The 16,261-nt window shown below is 46.3% G+C and carries 17 protein-coding genes; 4 read left to right on the top strand and 13 right to left on the bottom strand.

Annotated features, from left to right (window positions below; translation table 11 throughout):
• Window positions 1-247: 247 nt before the first annotated feature.
• From MUG84_RS10970 to MUG84_RS10935, 8 genes are all read right to left on the bottom strand, one after another.
• Window positions 248-706, bottom strand: a complete 459-nt coding sequence (locus MUG84_RS10970; protein WP_244725054.1) for a DUF2269 family protein — start codon at window positions 704-706, stop codon at window positions 248-250.
• Between the two features lie 13 nt (window positions 707-719).
• A complete protein-coding gene (locus MUG84_RS10965; protein ID WP_244725053.1) occupies window positions 720-1,448 on the bottom strand; it encodes an NAD(P)-dependent oxidoreductase in 729 nt (242 codons plus the stop codon).
• A 245-nt stretch (window positions 1,449-1,693) separates the two neighbouring features.
• Window positions 1,694-2,026, bottom strand: a complete 333-nt coding sequence (locus tag MUG84_RS10960) for a winged helix-turn-helix transcriptional regulator (protein WP_244725052.1) — start codon at window positions 2,024-2,026, stop codon at window positions 1,694-1,696.
• A 150-nt stretch (window positions 2,027-2,176) separates the two neighbouring features.
• Window positions 2,177-3,052 carry an RNA polymerase sigma-70 factor gene (locus MUG84_RS10955; protein WP_244725050.1) on the bottom strand — a complete coding sequence of 292 codons (876 nt, stop codon included), beginning with the start codon at window positions 3,050-3,052 and terminating at the stop codon, window positions 2,177-2,179.
• Complete coding sequence (locus tag MUG84_RS10950; RefSeq protein ID WP_244725048.1) at window positions 3,030-4,346, bottom strand: phytoene desaturase family protein; 1,317 nt, start codon at window positions 4,344-4,346, stop codon at window positions 3,030-3,032. The genes MUG84_RS10955 and MUG84_RS10950 overlap by 23 nt, the downstream gene beginning before the upstream one ends.
• 174 nt (window positions 4,347-4,520) lie before the next feature.
• A complete protein-coding gene (locus MUG84_RS10945) occupies window positions 4,521-5,522 on the bottom strand; it encodes an NADP-dependent oxidoreductase (protein ID WP_244725047.1) in 1,002 nt (333 codons plus the stop codon).
• A gap of 81 nt (window positions 5,523-5,603) precedes the next feature.
• A complete protein-coding gene (locus MUG84_RS10940; RefSeq protein WP_244725046.1) occupies window positions 5,604-5,942 on the bottom strand; it encodes an ArsR/SmtB family transcription factor in 339 nt (112 codons plus the stop codon).
• Between the two features lie 213 nt (window positions 5,943-6,155).
• On the bottom strand, window positions 6,156-6,344 hold the full coding sequence (locus tag MUG84_RS10935) for a hypothetical protein (protein WP_244725045.1): 189 nt from the start codon (window positions 6,342-6,344) through the stop codon (window positions 6,156-6,158).
• Window positions 6,345-6,705: 361 nt separating this feature from the next.
• Between MUG84_RS10935 and MUG84_RS10930 the strand changes: the two genes are divergently transcribed.
• Both MUG84_RS10930 and MUG84_RS10925 read left to right on the top strand, forming a co-directional pair.
• Window positions 6,706-6,864 carry a hypothetical protein gene (locus MUG84_RS10930; protein WP_244725464.1) on the top strand — a complete coding sequence of 53 codons (159 nt, stop codon included), beginning with the start codon at window positions 6,706-6,708 and terminating at the stop codon, window positions 6,862-6,864.
• 148 nt (window positions 6,865-7,012) lie between these two features.
• Entirely contained in the window at window positions 7,013-7,129 is a 117-nt protein-coding gene (locus tag MUG84_RS10925; protein ID WP_244725044.1) for a YjcZ family sporulation protein, read from the top strand.
• A gap of 318 nt (window positions 7,130-7,447) precedes the next feature.
• Here the strand turns inward: MUG84_RS10925 and MUG84_RS10920 are convergent, their stop codons facing one another.
• Window positions 7,448-8,698: an MFS transporter gene (locus MUG84_RS10920; RefSeq protein ID WP_244725042.1), complete on the bottom strand. Its 1,251-nt coding sequence runs from the start codon at window positions 8,696-8,698 to the stop codon at window positions 7,448-7,450.
• A gap of 445 nt (window positions 8,699-9,143) precedes the next feature.
• On the opposite strand from MUG84_RS10920, the gene MUG84_RS10915 reads away from it, so the two are divergent.
• Window positions 9,144-10,319 (top strand): serine hydrolase domain-containing protein, encoded by a 1,176-nt coding sequence (locus tag MUG84_RS10915; protein WP_244725040.1) that lies wholly within the window; start codon window positions 9,144-9,146, stop codon window positions 10,317-10,319.
• A 206-nt stretch (window positions 10,320-10,525) separates the two neighbouring features.
• Here MUG84_RS10915 and MUG84_RS10910 read toward each other — a convergent pair whose 3' ends face one another.
• Entirely contained in the window at window positions 10,526-10,969 is a 444-nt protein-coding gene (locus tag MUG84_RS10910) for a hypothetical protein (protein WP_244725039.1), read from the bottom strand.
• Window positions 10,953-11,426: a MerR family transcriptional regulator gene (locus MUG84_RS10905; RefSeq protein ID WP_244725038.1), complete on the bottom strand. Its 474-nt coding sequence runs from the start codon at window positions 11,424-11,426 to the stop codon at window positions 10,953-10,955. The genes MUG84_RS10910 and MUG84_RS10905 overlap by 17 nt, the downstream gene beginning before the upstream one ends.
• Before the next feature lie 518 nt (window positions 11,427-11,944).
• On the opposite strand from MUG84_RS10905, the gene MUG84_RS10900 reads away from it, so the two are divergent.
• Window positions 11,945-13,510 carry an FAD-dependent oxidoreductase gene (locus tag MUG84_RS10900; RefSeq protein ID WP_244725037.1) on the top strand — a complete coding sequence of 522 codons (1,566 nt, stop codon included), beginning with the start codon at window positions 11,945-11,947 and terminating at the stop codon, window positions 13,508-13,510.
• A gap of 141 nt (window positions 13,511-13,651) precedes the next feature.
• On the opposite strand, the gene MUG84_RS10895 is transcribed toward MUG84_RS10900, so the two are convergent.
• On the bottom strand, window positions 13,652-15,157 hold the full coding sequence (locus MUG84_RS10895; protein WP_244725035.1) for an extracellular solute-binding protein: 1,506 nt from the start codon (window positions 15,155-15,157) through the stop codon (window positions 13,652-13,654).
• Window positions 15,158-15,324: 167 nt separating this feature from the next.
• Window positions 15,325-16,257 carry a carbohydrate ABC transporter permease gene (locus tag MUG84_RS10890; RefSeq protein WP_244725034.1) on the bottom strand — a complete coding sequence of 311 codons (933 nt, stop codon included), beginning with the start codon at window positions 16,255-16,257 and terminating at the stop codon, window positions 15,325-15,327.
• Window positions 16,258-16,261 lie beyond the last annotated feature (4 nt).

The following is a 16,261-nucleotide window of genomic DNA, read 5'->3' as shown; positions in this document are numbered from 1 at the left end:
TCATATCAAGCCACCTCGATCAGATGATTTTTTCATACCATCATTTTAAGCGAAGGATCATCTCGCTAAAACAGGCTAGAGTCTCTTTATCGCCTGGACTGGAGACGGATGACGTAACCACGACCTAGTCGTCTTCAGCTCCCTTCAAAACAATTGGTTAGATAATCATCACATTCGAAAGTAATTTTACTGATGTTTACGATGCGTTAGCGGTCAAAATGTGGTTAGGACGCTCCCATCGGCTTCTTTAAAATGGCTTAACGACCATAAGCACCAATATGGCAATCATCAGCAGCTGTGCTGCCGTCTCGATGGGTACGATCTTTTTTATCAGCAGTCCAAACTCGGCGGGTATTTCATTACCCTGGTCTTGACTTTCAGATATGATCTTTATGATCTTTTTCATACGCGGCTCGATCCATCCGTCGATCATGACGACTATGAGCAGTGATAAAAGGATGGATACATTCAGCCACATTTGGGATAACCCCATCTTGGTTATGATCATAAGTGAAACCCCGGTTAAAATAAGTACGGTTCCGCCAATTTTAGGCATTATGGCAAGTTTGGTCGTTATACCAAAAGCAAAGTGTAGCTGGCCGACGGTTCTAGCAGATCTTCGAATGATGGGCATCACGAAAGCGGGGCCAATGATGGCGATCGAAGCCAATATATGCAAAACGAGCAGTAATCCAAACAAATTCATTATCCCCTTCTCCTCAGCGCACTGTAATATTGCTTTGATAGGCTAGACCGACCCTTTTTCTTTTAAACTCTCCTCCGAGCTCAAGATGGTCCAACATACATATTGCGACATCGTCATAAGCAACATTCAGCTCTTGAAGTCGGCTGAACAAGTAACCGGCTATATCTGCCTCGGAATATTCCTTGATCATCTCCGGAATTGGAATGGGCAAGGTTTCCGTTGTTACGTGTAGATGAACCGGATCTGGGTGCTCTCTCGAATCAATCATTGTTCCCGGACACATAATGGACCAATCGAGCCCAGTCTGTTGTAGCCTTTCGAAATTCAAGTTGTGATTTCTATACTCAGGTGGGAAGCCGGGTAAATTGTTGCCGATAAGATCAGTATATGGAATATTCAGCAGGCCGGCTCCTCCCATTATCCATACCCGCCCAGAGAAACTAGATTGGAATTCACATTGACTTATAATGTTATCGACGATATGAACAAACTCTTCTCCCTGGCCCGCATGGCCGGCTGCAATAATAGCGGCGTCTTGATGCGCGAGCGCCTCACCGACGCTCACCGGGTCCATAATATCGTCCACGATCACCTTCACATGCTTTAAGAAATGCTCTCCTAGTTGATCATAAAGCTTCTCAGAATTTCGCACAAATGCGGTCATTTCATGCCCCATTTTTATCCCTTGTACCAACACTCTTTTCCCTGTATTCCCCGTCGCTCCAAAAACAATAATTTTCATTGTTCATTCCTCCTCTTAAATGGCCCCCAATATTTGGTTAACTCAAGCTTAGCATCGCTTCAAAATGATGTTAAGAACCCACTTTAAAGTAGGGTACTTACTTAAAAGTAAGCATGACAGAAAGGAATACCATAATTATATTCATATCAGGAGTGCGACTGTAGGTAAACAAAAACTGCCCGGAATCCCGTGGCAGCTTTTGTTTTGAGTTGATTGAATTAGTGTACAAGTTCATTAAACCAGCTTTAAGACGCTGACTCTTCATATTTCCGCTTATTATGATTTTCTCCCCAAGCACACATGACTTCTGCAACAGGAATCAATGTTCTGCCGTATTCACTAAGAGAATATTCTACTTTTGGAGGGATCGCAGGGTAGACCGTTCTATCGACTATGCCTTCTCGTTCCAAATCTCGGAGATGTTGTGAAAGCATTTTTTGTGAAACATCAGGTATAAGCTTTTCCAGATCGTTGAATCTCTTTTTGGATTCAATCAAATGCCATAAAATCATTGGCTTCCATTTGCCACCTAAAACATGTATGAGTGTCTCAACTGGACATTCACGCTGATGATTCATTGATAAATCATCCCCTTACTTTTAAGTAAGTGCATTACCTAAAATTAACATAACAAAATTTTACAATAGTGCTACAATCAAGTCAATCATTGGTTCTGTCTATTTCCAGACTTTTGAAGGGTATATCAAGTCCCCCATACTTCACGGATTTTACTTCATACGATTAAAATGGGACAACTTGTCTGGATTCATCACAACATAAACGTTTGAAAGCTGATCCTGCAAATATTGAAATGTAATCACTGCAAAAGTCATCTCACCTATTACGAACCGTATTCCCGGCATACCGTTGATTTCACAAGTTTCACATCGATATCCAGGCGGAAACTCGGGTGCAACTCCGATAAAGAAACGGATAATTCGGTCTGAACCAATAATCGGACGGAGTGCTGCTTTTACTTTGCCGCCTCCATCCTGGTATAGTACAGTCTCCGACGATAATAGTTCAACGAGTAACTCAATATTCCCGGTCATAAGCGCCTCGGCAAATCGTTCAGCCAGTGCCGTTTTTTTCTCTTTGACTTCCGGGCTTCGTTCAGGCAATTGACCGATGCTCTTCTTCGCTCGGCGAAAAATTTGACGGCAATTCACTGTGCTTTTGTCGACGATCTCGGCTATTTCATCAAAACGGTAATGAAACACTTCATGAAGCAGGAATACAATCCGTTCAGTCGCGGAGAGCTGCTGCAGCAATAATAAGCCGGCAGTAGAAAGGGTTTCTTTCCATACGACACTCTCCATTGGATCGTTCCCTTGAATATAGGTTGTATCGATGGGCTCCGGCAACCATGGACCGACATACGTTTCCCTGTTTCTACGGGGTGATCGAATATAATCAACACTGCGATTATGAACCATTTTGCATAAATAGGCTTTGACATCGCGCACTTGCTGCGGCGGTTTCTCTTCCCACGAAAGGAACACATCGTGAACAATATCTTCCGCTTCTGAGATACTTCCCAACGTATGATATGCTAATGACAATAGCAAAGGTTTCAGCTCGTTATATAACTTTCCCCTCTCCAAAATCCTCCCCCTCAGACGAGCAGTGGTTGGCAATGATGGCTTGCGCCGCTCGTTTGGCGCTGGCAAATGATGCATCAGCCAATACTTCTCCATGCCCAGTCCAATCCCCTGCCACATAAAGTCCATTTATTTCCTGAACCGAGGGACCAGGGTAAACGCTATTTCTGTCCACGGTGATAAAATCATGAACGACTGTTAAGTTAGGCAAAAACTGTCTAGCTATTTCCTCTTTCCGCCAGCCGGGTTGAACGAGATCCATTGCTTTTTCCAACTGCAACAGGTCCATCTCGGGATCACTTTTATTCATTCCAAGGTGTTTGATCAGATGAATGACGACAGAGCCATCTTCACTTAGCTTTGCAACAGTAGAAGGTGCGTTATAGAAGATCGGTTGATCCAGCCAAAATCCAGCAATAAAATTGGAGCCGCCATCAGGCAGTCGGCGCAAGACGAGATCAAGACACGCTGCGCGGATCGGTTTTACGGCATCTTTCCATTTGGCAAGAGATGTGCTATCTGCGTTTTTGACCAGATCGTATGCTTCCTTCGGACCCGCTGCGATCACGACATTAGGAGCGTCGATTAGCTCGCCATCTTTAAATCGGATACATCGAACCGTTCCGTCATGTACAACTTCGACCGCTTTTTTCTGATGCATTATCGTGACGCCTGCGCGGATAGCCTGACCTCTTAAATCGTCGATTAGCGTCCCCCATCCCCCATCAATATAGAAGGCTTTTCCGCCAAACGTTCTTTGAAGCTGCCGCACAGCTGGACCCGCAAGAAGAAGCTCCGGGTGAGGAACGAAAGAGTTCGCCCGACTCACCGAATATACAACATGCCTCAGCTTCGGATGCCGAATTTCCCGTTCTGCCCACTCTTTTAGACTGATTCGTTCGATTCGACTCGGATCGATCTTGCCGAGCTTGAGCATTAACCGGGTAAGCTCCATCTTTTCCGAAAATGAAAACAGTGTGGATGCGATCAGTTGTAATGGTTTGGACGGGAATGTGTTAACCCGCTCCTTCCACATCGCTCCCGCCGAGGCAGGCGGGTTAGCGCCTTTTAGCTTCACACCCAATTCGCGCAAAATCGTCTCCGCTGCCCCGTCTTGATAAAACGCATGCACGCCCAGATTAAGCAATGTCCCGCTTTTGTTGATGGAAAGCGCACGGCCGCCAAGCTGATTTGCCTTTTCCAACACAATTACCGATAGGCCTGCCCTTGCCAAATAAATCGATGCGGTTAATCCGGTAAGTCCGCCGCCGATGACGGCGACATCGTAATGTCCCATGTTGGCCACCTCACCTCATATTGTTTACGAACAAGACGTTTCCGGAGAGTAAAACGTGACACTTTCCATTAAAATAACGGATAAACATTCTTATTTAATAAAAAAAAGCCGCAACTACGCGACTTTTAAGCATATATATTCTCGTCACCTTGTAATTGGATTTTTTTCCTTAAGTTACTTTATTCTAATGACTACCTTTCCTTTGGATCTTCCGCTTTCCAGATAATGAAAAGCTTGTCCAGCATCTTTCAATTGATACACTTTATCAATAACGGGCTTAATGCGACCTTCTTCAATAAATTCCTTTAAAACCTTCAATTGTGCTCCGCTCGGTTTCATAAAAAGGAAGTGATACCTCACTTGGCTCTTCTTCTCTAGAGCTTTGATCTTACGGCTCGCGATGGACAAAATCGCCGTTTTCATCCAACCCAATTTTGCTTCTTTTCCAAAACTGGCGTTAGGCATGTCGGAGATGGATACAATTTGTCCGCCTGGCTTCAATATGCGGAATGATTTTTCCAAGACTTCTCCTCCTAAGGTATCAAAAACAGCGTCATATCTGGTAAGCATTTCTTCAAAATTCTCTGTTTTATAATTAATAATTAGATCGGCCCCCAAGGATTTGACTAATTCATGGCCTTTATCGCTTGCTGTTGTGGCAACAAAAACGCCCATCAGCTTGGCCAGTTGTATGGCGAAGGTACCTACGCCTCCCGAACCTGCGTGAATCAAGATTTTTTGGCCTTTTTGAAGATTTAAAATATCAACAAAAGCTTGGTAAGTCGTAAGTCCAACTAGCGGTATCGATGCCGCTTCTTCAAAGGTTAGATTCTGCGGTTTCAGCCAAATATCTTCTTCATGGACAGCAATAAATTCGGCTAATGTTCCGATCCGGTTTTTGCGGGGTCTCCCATAAACTTCATCTCCGGGTTTAAATGTATTCACCCGTGCGCCAACCTTGACGACAACGCCGGAGAAATCATTTCCCAAGATTAGAGGAAACCTATAATTCAACAGAAATTTCATTTTACCTTCCTTAATTTTAAAGTCAATCGGATTTAAGCTGGCTGCATGAATTTCCACCAGCACATCCTGTTCTCCGATATTAGGCATTGGTTGATTTGTCATAACTAATGGAACATTTTTCCCGTATTTCTCAATGATTACGGTCTTCATTTAAAATCACCTCAACTATGATTATTCGTTTAAACAAATAAACCAATTGTACAAAATAAATTTGCACTGCATTACTCCCCTTTAGTCTTTTGATAGTCCCTGAGGCCCATCGCACTCGGCTTCAACGGAAGTAATTAATGATTTGAGTTGTTCAAGCGGTTTACGGACAGTCAATACATAATAATTTTCTACGCCTTTTTTTTCGGATTTAATATAACCAGACTGTTTTAACACCTTCAAATGATGGGAGACAGCCGGTCTGGATAAACTTATATGGCCTGATATCGAATTAACGTTAAGTCCCGATTTGTTCTGTGCCAGCAGCAAAATTATAGCTTGACGGTTTTCATCGGTCAGCACTTCCAACAGTGGGATGCACTCTTTAAATTGTTGCAGGACATGCTCGGTTCTCTGGCTCATAGGATCCTCCCTTTCCGTTCATTCGTTTAATCATTTAAACATAATTATAATCATCTACTTAGTAAAATCAAGCGCAAAGTTGAGGATTTCACAATTACAAGCTGGTTTATATACTCTCGTGACCCGTTAGCTCTCCCCAATCTCATCTCTTCTATGAAAAGATCATTGTTGTGTCTGGTTGCCCCTATTAGGCAATAGGGGCAAGTGTTTCATTCAATCACTCACGACATCAGCATTTAGCTTACTCGACTCTGCAGAACGGGTTTCCTCTTCCCTTTCCGCTTTGATGATTGAAATATAACCGAATATATCTCCGATCACGGCGAATGTTAGTCCGATTTTAGCTAATTCCAAAGAAGATAATTCCTCAATTGAAGAAACATTTCTCTTGACTTTTGCCACTGTATCACCCCGGAATTTATCATTTTTATTCAACATATGTAAATGATGCATAGCGTACTTATGTGACCGCCTAGTCTAAGGAAGAAATAGGCAGACCCAAAGGACAGGGATATTTTGTGCATTGGTTGGCGGGAGATTTAGATAAAGCAAAGGCGATTGCAAGACAATCGAGCTTAATTTCTATGCGCTTTGGTCAAGTACTATATTTTGGCCTCATAGTCCGTGTCGGCACTGAAGTATAAGCAGCACCTACGATTGCAGGAAATATAGAAATCTTCTCTTATATGCCGGGGTCTAGTTTGGCTGTTGCAGCTAGCATTTATGTCCTTTGTGGGTGTCCTTCTTTTTTATTTTCTCCCCTATGGCTGCGACTTGGTTTATTGATGAACCCAATGCTATCAGTATGGTTACTACTGCGCTTCGAATCGATGCTTTTGCAAAGCCTTTCTTGGCCATTGGTTTGGTACTGGCTGGAGCATTACAAGGGGCAGGAGATGCCCGATGTTCAGCACGGCTATAGGGATGTGGCTAATCCGGTCGTTGGGGTTTATGTATTGTGTAAATAAATCAAGTACAACTATTCCATTTTTTACCGATATGCCCTTACCAAATTTTGATTAATCCATAAAATACAATGTAATTCAAATTAATTTATGGAGGGGTAAGGGATGAGCGGAGTTGTAGGTGGAGTAGGTTATGGTTATGGTGGTTTAGGCACAAATATGGGAGCGATTCTGGTTCTCTTCATTTTGCTGGTTATCATTCTTAGCGCTTTTTGCTGGTAAGTAAAATTTTATCGTGTAAATGGACTGAATATTGTTTTTTAAACCCTGCTGGCCTATGCTGGCAGGGTTTATCTATTTTGTAGCGTTTTGAATAACCGATGCATATAATGTAGCGTAATTTCAACCGCCATAACTTACAGTTTAGCCATTCTTTATGTGTCCAGACATTTACTAGGCCGATTATTGATTAGGCGAATGGCATTTGCGAGTTCTTTATCCGTTACTGCAGCAAAATTTCGCCTCAGTTACCATAAGAAGAACCGACTACTTTTTTCGTAGCCGGTTCTTCTAAATTAAATCCTTATAATTATCACAACGTTACATCTCTTGTACAGTAGGTGCGCTATCCGGCGCTTTTTGGTTCATGATCGGCACCATGGCGAGTGCGCCAATAAGAAATAACAATCCTGCTCCGCTATAGATGGTACTTAGCGATAAGGAGTCCTTTAACGCGCCAGCGAAAGACATGGAAATGACCATCATGCCAACGAACATCGGATTTAGAACCCCATTCACCCGGCCAACAATGGAAGCATGGGACCATTTCAGGATCATTGTGCTGATCCCGATATGAATACAAGGGAAAACAAGCCCATTTAGAAATTGAACGGTCAGCGTGACCGGAACGCTCGTCGAATACCCGACAATTGCTGTGCAGACTGCGCCTGCCAGCATGCCGATTGCAAGAAGAATCTGAGGTGGAACCCGCTTCGCAAAGGCGGCAACGATTCCACCACCGATCAGCATGGCTACGCCATTCACCATCAACAGGTATTGCAGGAACTCTTTACTCTTGCCTAGCCGCTCCGTTACGATAAACAGGTTGAGAGCTTGGGCTACGCCAACAGCGAGTCCAGCAAGAATAAACGCGAGTCCGAGCATACGCAGCACTTGGCTTTGCCAAACAAAGCGGAAACCTTCAATGAAATCTTTACGGAACTGCCCTTTTGCGGCGACCGTTTGAGATTCCATATTATCCTCAGGTAAACGAATAAGGACGAGAGCGGAAAGAAGAAAAACGACGCCCATGATAGCAATCGATATTTCAAGGCCAAATGTGCTGTAAACGAAGGTTCCAAGCATTGGGCCAAGTACCATGAAGATAGCCATCAGGGATTGGAATAGAGCCATCCCTTGCTGCAGCTGATCTTCAGATACATGATACTTAAACAATCGCATGCCTGAAGGCTGCGAGAACTGCGAAAGAATAGCTGAGATGAATGCGACAAGGTAGACGGAATGCCAAGAACCGAAATGTATGGTTAGAAGAACGGCGAATACCGATACCGCGGATAATACATCGCACCAGATCATCGTTCGCTTAGGCCGCCAACGGTCGGCAAATGTACCCCCAATGAACGAAAAAACAAAAATTGGCGCAAATTCTGCCACACTGATTAGCGAAATGGCGTATGGATCATTGTTTGTTCTATCGGCAACGTACAGAAGAATTGCGAAATTACGTACCCAAATGCCGATCTGTAGGAGCACATTTGAAAATAATATCGTCTGCAGAAAACGATTGCTAAGAAGGCTTGGTGCAGTAGCACGTTTTTCAGGCTTATTCAATCTTTTCAACCTCCATTTTCTATATAAAGATGCCATCTTTAGTATTGATATGACTCTCCTTCCCTTTCCTAATTATACCGATCTCATCATCGTTCACCTCCGACTTAAGACTGATATTATGGAGTATATTTCCTAGAACTATATGCCTTTGCTTATCCCGGTTCCCCGGTTCCCCGGCACGCCGGACACTCCGTTTTCTTGGAGAAAAACGAAATCAACACTTGCGTGGCTGAACAGTTTGCGGCAGCTCAAAATGTTTCCATTGAATCGTCGTTCAACGTGAGGAAAGGCTCTGGAAGCCATTCCCCGAAATATTCCTCCCATTGAAGGTTCAACGAATATATCTCTATACAACCGGTCCCAAAACGCTTACTATTTTCTATAGAGTATTGTTAATATCTGCTTTAGTTTAAGAGAACTTATTCGTGAAGGAGTCATAACAAACATGCTGGAGCCATACATAACCAACCAATTAAAAAAAACGCTGATGGCAAGTATTGACAACAAGGAAATCGCCGGCGCGAATTTCATGGTGATCAAGGACGGCAACGAAGTTTTTTACCATGAAGACGGCTTGGCCGACATCGAGTCGGGACGCCCTATTGCAAGGGATTCCATTTTCCGTTTATATTCGATGACGAAGCCGATTACCGCCACTTCCGTCATGATGCTGTTGGAACGTGGGGATATCGATCTGTTCGATCCTGTAAGCCGCTATATTCCGGGTTTCAAAAACCAACGGGTCGAAAAAAATGGAGAACTGGTGCCTACCGGCCGGGAAGTCAACATTCACGATTTGCTGAACATGACATCAGGGTTGGTATATGGCGGAACCAATAAGGCCGGGCAGCAAACGGAAACATTGTTCCAGGAAATGGGCAGCCGGTTGTACAGTGATAACCCAATGAGCACAATGGAATTCGCAAACCGCCTGGGCCAAGGCCCCCTTTCGTTCGAACCGGGATCGTCTTGGCAGTACGGAACGTCGGCCGACGTTCTTGGTGCGATTGTGGAAGCGGTCAGCGGCATGCGGTACGGGCAATTTTTGAAAAAAGAAATATTCGAGCCGCTCAAAATGAAAGATACCGGTTTCTGGCTGTCTGAAGAAAAAAGAGTCCGCCTTGCGAAAACCTATCAGGATGATAACGAGGGCGGCTTGAAGCTGTACGCGGAAAGCCATCTTGGCATCGGCCATCAGATGGATCGGGATCCGGCATTCGAGTCTGGCGGAGCAGGTCTAGCGTCCACGATTGACGATGCCGCTAAATTTACTACGATGCTGATAAATCAAGGCAGCTTAAATGGTGTTCAACTGTTGAAGCCTAGAACGATTCAATTTTTGACTTCGGCTACGTTAACCGATTGGCAGCAAAAAGGCTTCGATACGTGGCATACATTGCGCGGCCATAGCTATGGCAACCAAATGCGCATTATGACCGACCCCGGTAAAGGCGGCTTTATCGGCATCCAAGGCGAATACGGCTGGGATGGCTGGCTTGGGGCTTACTTCTGCAACAGTCCTCAAGACCGTATGACGATCCTATTTATGATCCAGAAAAAAGATGCCGGCACGATGACGATTACGCGCAAGCTGCGCAATATCGTGTTCAGCTCCTTATAAATGGCAAAATGAAAGGAACCGCACGGGAGGGATAACTCCAGGTGCGGTTCCTTTTTATTGTCTACTTTAGCGGCTGCCTAAAATAAACCTCTGTTCAAAAATTGAGATTATGGCACGTTCTTCCAATCCGGCGACGCCGGCGTTCAGCGGATTTGCGTCCTCCCGCCCTCGCAAATGTCTTGGCTGGAAATCGCCTCACGAAGCTTTCATGGATGAGGTGTCGCACTTGGCTTGACAATCTGTCCTTTGTGCTTCTTTTTTATTCCCAGTATGATGAAGGTGACATAGATTACGGTGGCAATCGAATCGATTAACGTATCCGTAAGTGCCGAAACGTCTTGAAATGCCGATATGCCAAGAATGACCATCAGTCGGACGATCAGAAGCGACACGATCATCCATGCGGCAAACAGGATCTTCGATCGCTCGCTTTGGAATGACATTAAAATGAACACGATGCCGAAGACCAGATTTTCCGCCGTGATAATGTGCCAGACATACATGAATACTGTCTGGGTATCCATGGCTATCGCACTCACGTGGAGCGTCGGCAGCACAGCGGATTGCCCGTTCCATGCGTGCGTAACGGCAAACAGTATCGCAAGAATACCTGCAATCAGATAATAAAAATTCCTAACCTTGATGTCCATGACATCCCTCCTCGGATATTCCCGCTTCCTTCTTTCGAATAGCCCGGTAAATCCCGTGAACGATCTCTGCCAGCCGCTGGTCGCTTTCATGATTAAAGTCCCTTAGCGTTTCGGTTGTTACGTCGAGCAACTGACTGACCGTTTCCAGATGAGCAATCTTCTTGCGCGTTTCTGCATTCTTGGCATCGAGGAACGCAGCAACCTCCTCGCAATAAGCGGGGTCTACGTTCTCCATCCTGTGGAACCCAAACTTTCCCTTGATTTCGTCAAGAGAAAAGTCCGCATACTGCATGATTTGAATATTCATCAAGTCGATGAGGTCGTTCTTCGAATACCTGCGGTACCGATTGTCTTCCCGGGAGGGCGATACGATTCCAATCCGGTCATAATACCGAAGCGTATCCTTCGGTATCCCAAGTATCCGCGAAACCTCTTGTATAGAATAATGTTTTTCCATGAATTCAAAGTAACATTGGAGTAACCTCCAATGTCAAGACGTTTATTATTTTTTCTTCGTACGCAATCAAGCAATCTCTGAATTGTGTTGCGAAATCGAGATCACGATTAATAGGAATACGTTTTTCTATCTTCGGCTCGCTCAGTTTTAAAGCAGGATTTCTACAATCTGAGCCTGATTCATCAGGCTCTTTCTCAATAATTATGTGGGTACATTTGTGTCATTAGACATATGATGTTGCACACTTTATTCACTTAATTCTTTTTAAAGTTGGTTTACGCTTCTTTGATTCCTCCAAGCCCCATATTGGAAAAGTACCTGTAGATATCATAGTACAAGTGTTCTCATGTTAACAGCATCTTTAAAAAGGGTAATGAAATTGAAGATCCTCATCAATCTACCGATGAAAGTCATACATATTTCTACCAAACGGCTTCATCTGTCCTGTACAATTGCAATTGTACCATCCCTTCCCAATTCCGCTCACTCTAATGAGCGACAGACAAGGAGGAATCAATGTGATTAATGAAATGCGAGCAGACTGCATCATTATCGGGGGCGGAACCGGAGGATGTGCGGCTGCCCTGTCTGCGGCCCGCTTAGGCAAATCCGTCATTATGACCGAGGAAACCCACTGGATCGGAGGGCAGTTGACGAGCCAAGCCGTCCCTCCCGACGAGCATTCCTGGATCGAATCGTTTGGCTGTACGAGGAGCTACAGACAGTTCCGCGATGGCATCCGCGCTTACTACCGGCACTATCTTCCCTTGACTGCGGCAGCTGCCGCCAACCCGCTGCTGAACCCAGGCAACGGGATTGTAAGCCGATTATGTCATGATCCGAGAGCCGCGTTGGCCGTTCTGCATGAAATGCTGGCACCGTACGTGCTCAGCGGGTGCGTCGTCATCCTGACCCGGCACCGGATCGAATCGGCGGAAACCGAAGGGGACCGGGTACGTTCTGTAACTATTCGGTGCCAGCAAACGAAGCAGCGCTCCGTCCTGACTTCGGACTATTTCATCGATGCAACCGAATGCGGTGACGTGCTTCCGCTTACCGGCACCGAATATGTCACCGGGGCCGAATCCGTCAGCCTGACCGGAGAGCCGCATGCCCTCGAAGGGGAAGCCGACCCGCAGGACATGCAAGGGTTCACCCACTGTTTTGCCGTGGATTACCTGCCGGATGAAGTCCACACCATTGACAGGCCTGCACAGTATGCCTTCTGGAAAGACTACAAACCGGATTTCTGGCCGGATAAGCTGCTTAGCTGGACAGCCGTTAAGCCGCAGACGCTGGAACCGGTCCAATATGAGTTGTTTCCCGGCACCGAACGGTTTTCGCTGTTCCAGTACCGCCAAATTGCCGATCAGGCGAATTTTGTTCCCGGCACTTTCCGCAGTTCGGTCACGCTCATTAACTGGCCCCAAAACGATTATTGGCTTGGCAATCCGTTCGAAGTGGATGATGCAGAGCGGCAGAGCCATCTTGAGGGCGCCCGGCAGCTTAGCCTCTCGCTTCTCTATTGGCTGCAGACGGAAGCCCCCCGTCCGGATGGCCGTCAAGGCTATCCCGGCCTGAGACTCCGGCCGGACGTCGTAGGTACCCGGGACGGCCTCGCTATGTATCCTTACATCCGCGAGTCAAGACGCATTCGCGCCGAATTCACTGTCCTGGAGCAGCATTTGGCAGCAGATCGGCCGGGTGGAACGTCTGAACGGTATCATGATTCGGTTGGCATCGGCTGCTACCGGATTGACCTGCATCCCAGCACAGGAGGGCGGAACTATATCGACGTTTCCTCCCTGCCTTTTCATATTCCGCTGGGCAGCTTAATTCCCGAGCGGATGGAAAATCTCATTCCGGCATGCAAAAATATCGGTGTAACCCATATTACGAACGGCTGTTACCGCTTGCACCCAGTCGAATGGAATATCGGGGAAGCGGCAGGATCGCTTGTCTCTTTTTGTCTGGACCATGGCATTTCGCCGCGTGGGGTGCGCAATCAGGATAAGGAGCTGAACTCTTTCCAGACGCTTCTTCGTCAGCAGGGGGTCGAACTGGAATGGCCTGTCATCGTTTAACCGGGTCCTCTTACGATGCCAGATATCGTGCCCAAGCCGTTTATATTCTCGGATATCTTAAAAGTAAAAAGCTGCATCCGTCATGGCAACGGATGCAGCTTCTTTATGCGTATCGAAACGGTCACAAGGTACTAATTCCAGCTATTTCTTGCTCGATTGATACCAGTCGTTGGCCGCTTTGATCATATCGCTGCCCCCATCGGCTTTCCACTGCTCCACGAACTTGTCATAGCCCGACAATGGCTCCGCGCCGGAAATGTACTTAATGAACGTATCCTCCGCCATCTTTTGCAGCTTTTGAACGTTTTTCGATACATTCGGAATCGGTGGGGCGGTGATTAGGGCGTCCCCGAAAAGGATGTCCTTCGCGTTACTCTGATAGGTTTCATAATAGGTTTGAACGTATTTGTTCTTTCTGACGCGGGCTTCCCAATAGGTTGGATAATTGGTTTCATCCACTCCGGTCAGGAACGCGCTGCCATTATTCCATTCTTCGTTAAACTTGGGTAGAATAGGGTAATACTTGCCGTCTTCCACTTTATAATGAGTTCCTTCGATGCCGAGCGCATTACCCTTGAAGATTTCCTCGCCCATCTTCAAATCCAGATACTTCATCGCGTCATCCTTGTTAGTCGACCACTTCGGAATCGCTATAAACCATGAAATTCCTCCTGTGCCGACTTGGGCGGCTTTGCCGTCATCTCCCTTCATGTAAGGGAGAATGGCGATCTTGCCATTCGGATTGTTCTTCGCCAGAGCCTTATTGATATTCTCAGCGTCAAACCATCCGGCACGGTACATGAATGCTTTGCCGCTGGTAAATTTCTCGATCACCGTATTGGATTGGTTGATAGCCCATTCGGGGTCGATCAGGCCCTCATTATACAGCTTGTTCATGAACGCCAAATATTCCTTTGTTGTCGGATCATCCACATAATGGACGATTTCACCGTTCGATTCCTTCCAGTACGTCGAAGGGCCGTACATCCAGCCGAATGTAGAGGCTATTTCAGCCTGAAAGGGATCTTTCCCACCCGCAATCGGAATGACGTTCTTCTTCTCTTTGACCGTCTTTAATACGTTATACAGCTCGTCGCGCGTCGTCGGTTCTTTCAATTCAAGCTCATCCAGCCAGTCCTTTCGGTACACGAGAGCTGTGCCTGTGGCAACGCCAGAGCTGCCTTCCGGAATCGCATAGATATGTCCGTCGATTTTGGCTCCATCCCAGGAAGCTTGACTGATCACCTTTTTCAAATTACTTCCATACTTATCCAGAAGATCGTCCAACGGCTCCAGCGCACCTGAGGAAGACAGCTTGGCGAACTGGTTTGGGGTCAGCTTCATGAAGTCGTAAGGCTCCTTGTTGGCCATCAGCAAGTTCAGCTTCTCATCGGCATTCTCTACTGGCAACATGTCGTACTTGACATCGTAACCGGTCTTCTCTTTCAAATATTTGGCGACGGGGTCGGTACTGGGTTCGAAGCGGTTGTACTGCATTAACTCGCGCAGCTGCGGCTTATCTCCTTCTCCTTGCTTTTCTCCTGCGTTATTCGATTGTGCCGGCCCCGACTTTGAACAACCGCTGACGATGATCGCGGCTGCAATGATTGCCCCGGCTGATATTCTCCATAATTTCTTGCGATTCACGATAACCCCTCCTCTATATTTAGAGACTTCCCTTGTACACGTTCCAACAGCTGGGTTCAATCCATTACATTACTTCATCAATCCGGCTAATGCATCACTTTAGACAGCCTTCAGCGTAACCTCTTCACCCCCCTTTTTTGAAGTCACGTTCTGCCTGATTCAAACGGCTATTCCTTGACGGAACCGATAAGAACGCCCTTAACAAAATACTTTTGCAGGAAAGGGTACACGAGAAGAATCGGCACTGTCGCGAGTATGATCGAAGCTGCCTGAATGGCCTGTGGTGAACTGTTCATGGCGTTGTCAGCCCAATTGCCTGATTTCAAAAACGTGTCGCTAGACGTAACGAACAGCTCTTTCAAGTACAACTGGAGCGGTTTGTTCTCGGGTGAGTTGATGTAGATTAAGGAAGCGAAATAATCGTTCCAGAAAGCGACGGCGTAGAACAGGGCAATTGTCGCCAGCACAGGCAGTGAGAGCGGCAGCGTAATCTTCCATAGGATGGATAGATTGCTGGCTCCGTCCAGTTTCGCAGATTCCTCCAGACTGTCTGGAAGACCTTCAAAGAAATTTTTAATAATAAGCATGTTGTATACGCTGATCATGCCCGGCAGGAACAGCACCGGTAGCTTGTCGATCAGGTGCAGGTTCTGCATTAGCAGGTAGGTGGGGATCAGCCCGCCTGAAAACAGCATCGTGAAGATATACATTAGAATGAAAAATTTCCTTCCACGAAGCCGCTTCTTGGATAGCGGATATGCAGCCAGCGTTGTCATAGCCAGCGCCAGTAGCGTGCCCAGCACCGTCACGGTAACCGAAACGCGCAGCGAGCCGAGAAAGCTGCTCTGTGTCAGCACATAGCGGTATGTACCGAACTGAATGTCTACGGGCAAAATCCCTACCATCCCTGATACAACGGCCGCTTCGCTGCTGAGCGACTTGGCGATCAGGTTGAGAAATGGTACAACAGTCGTCACCGCAAGCAGTACGAAAAAAGTGACGTTAAGCACATGAAAGATGCGCTCGGATGGGGATGACTGAATGCCCCGCCGGCGGGATGGCACGTTTTGGGGTTGGGGCTCAATGGAGACGGATTTCATAACG

The organism is Paenibacillus mangrovi (assembly GCF_022898935.1).
GTDB lineage: Bacteria > Bacillota > Bacilli > Paenibacillales > Paenibacillaceae > Paenibacillus_AQ > Paenibacillus_AQ mangrovi.
This window is presented reverse-complemented; position numbering and strand designations above follow the sequence as displayed.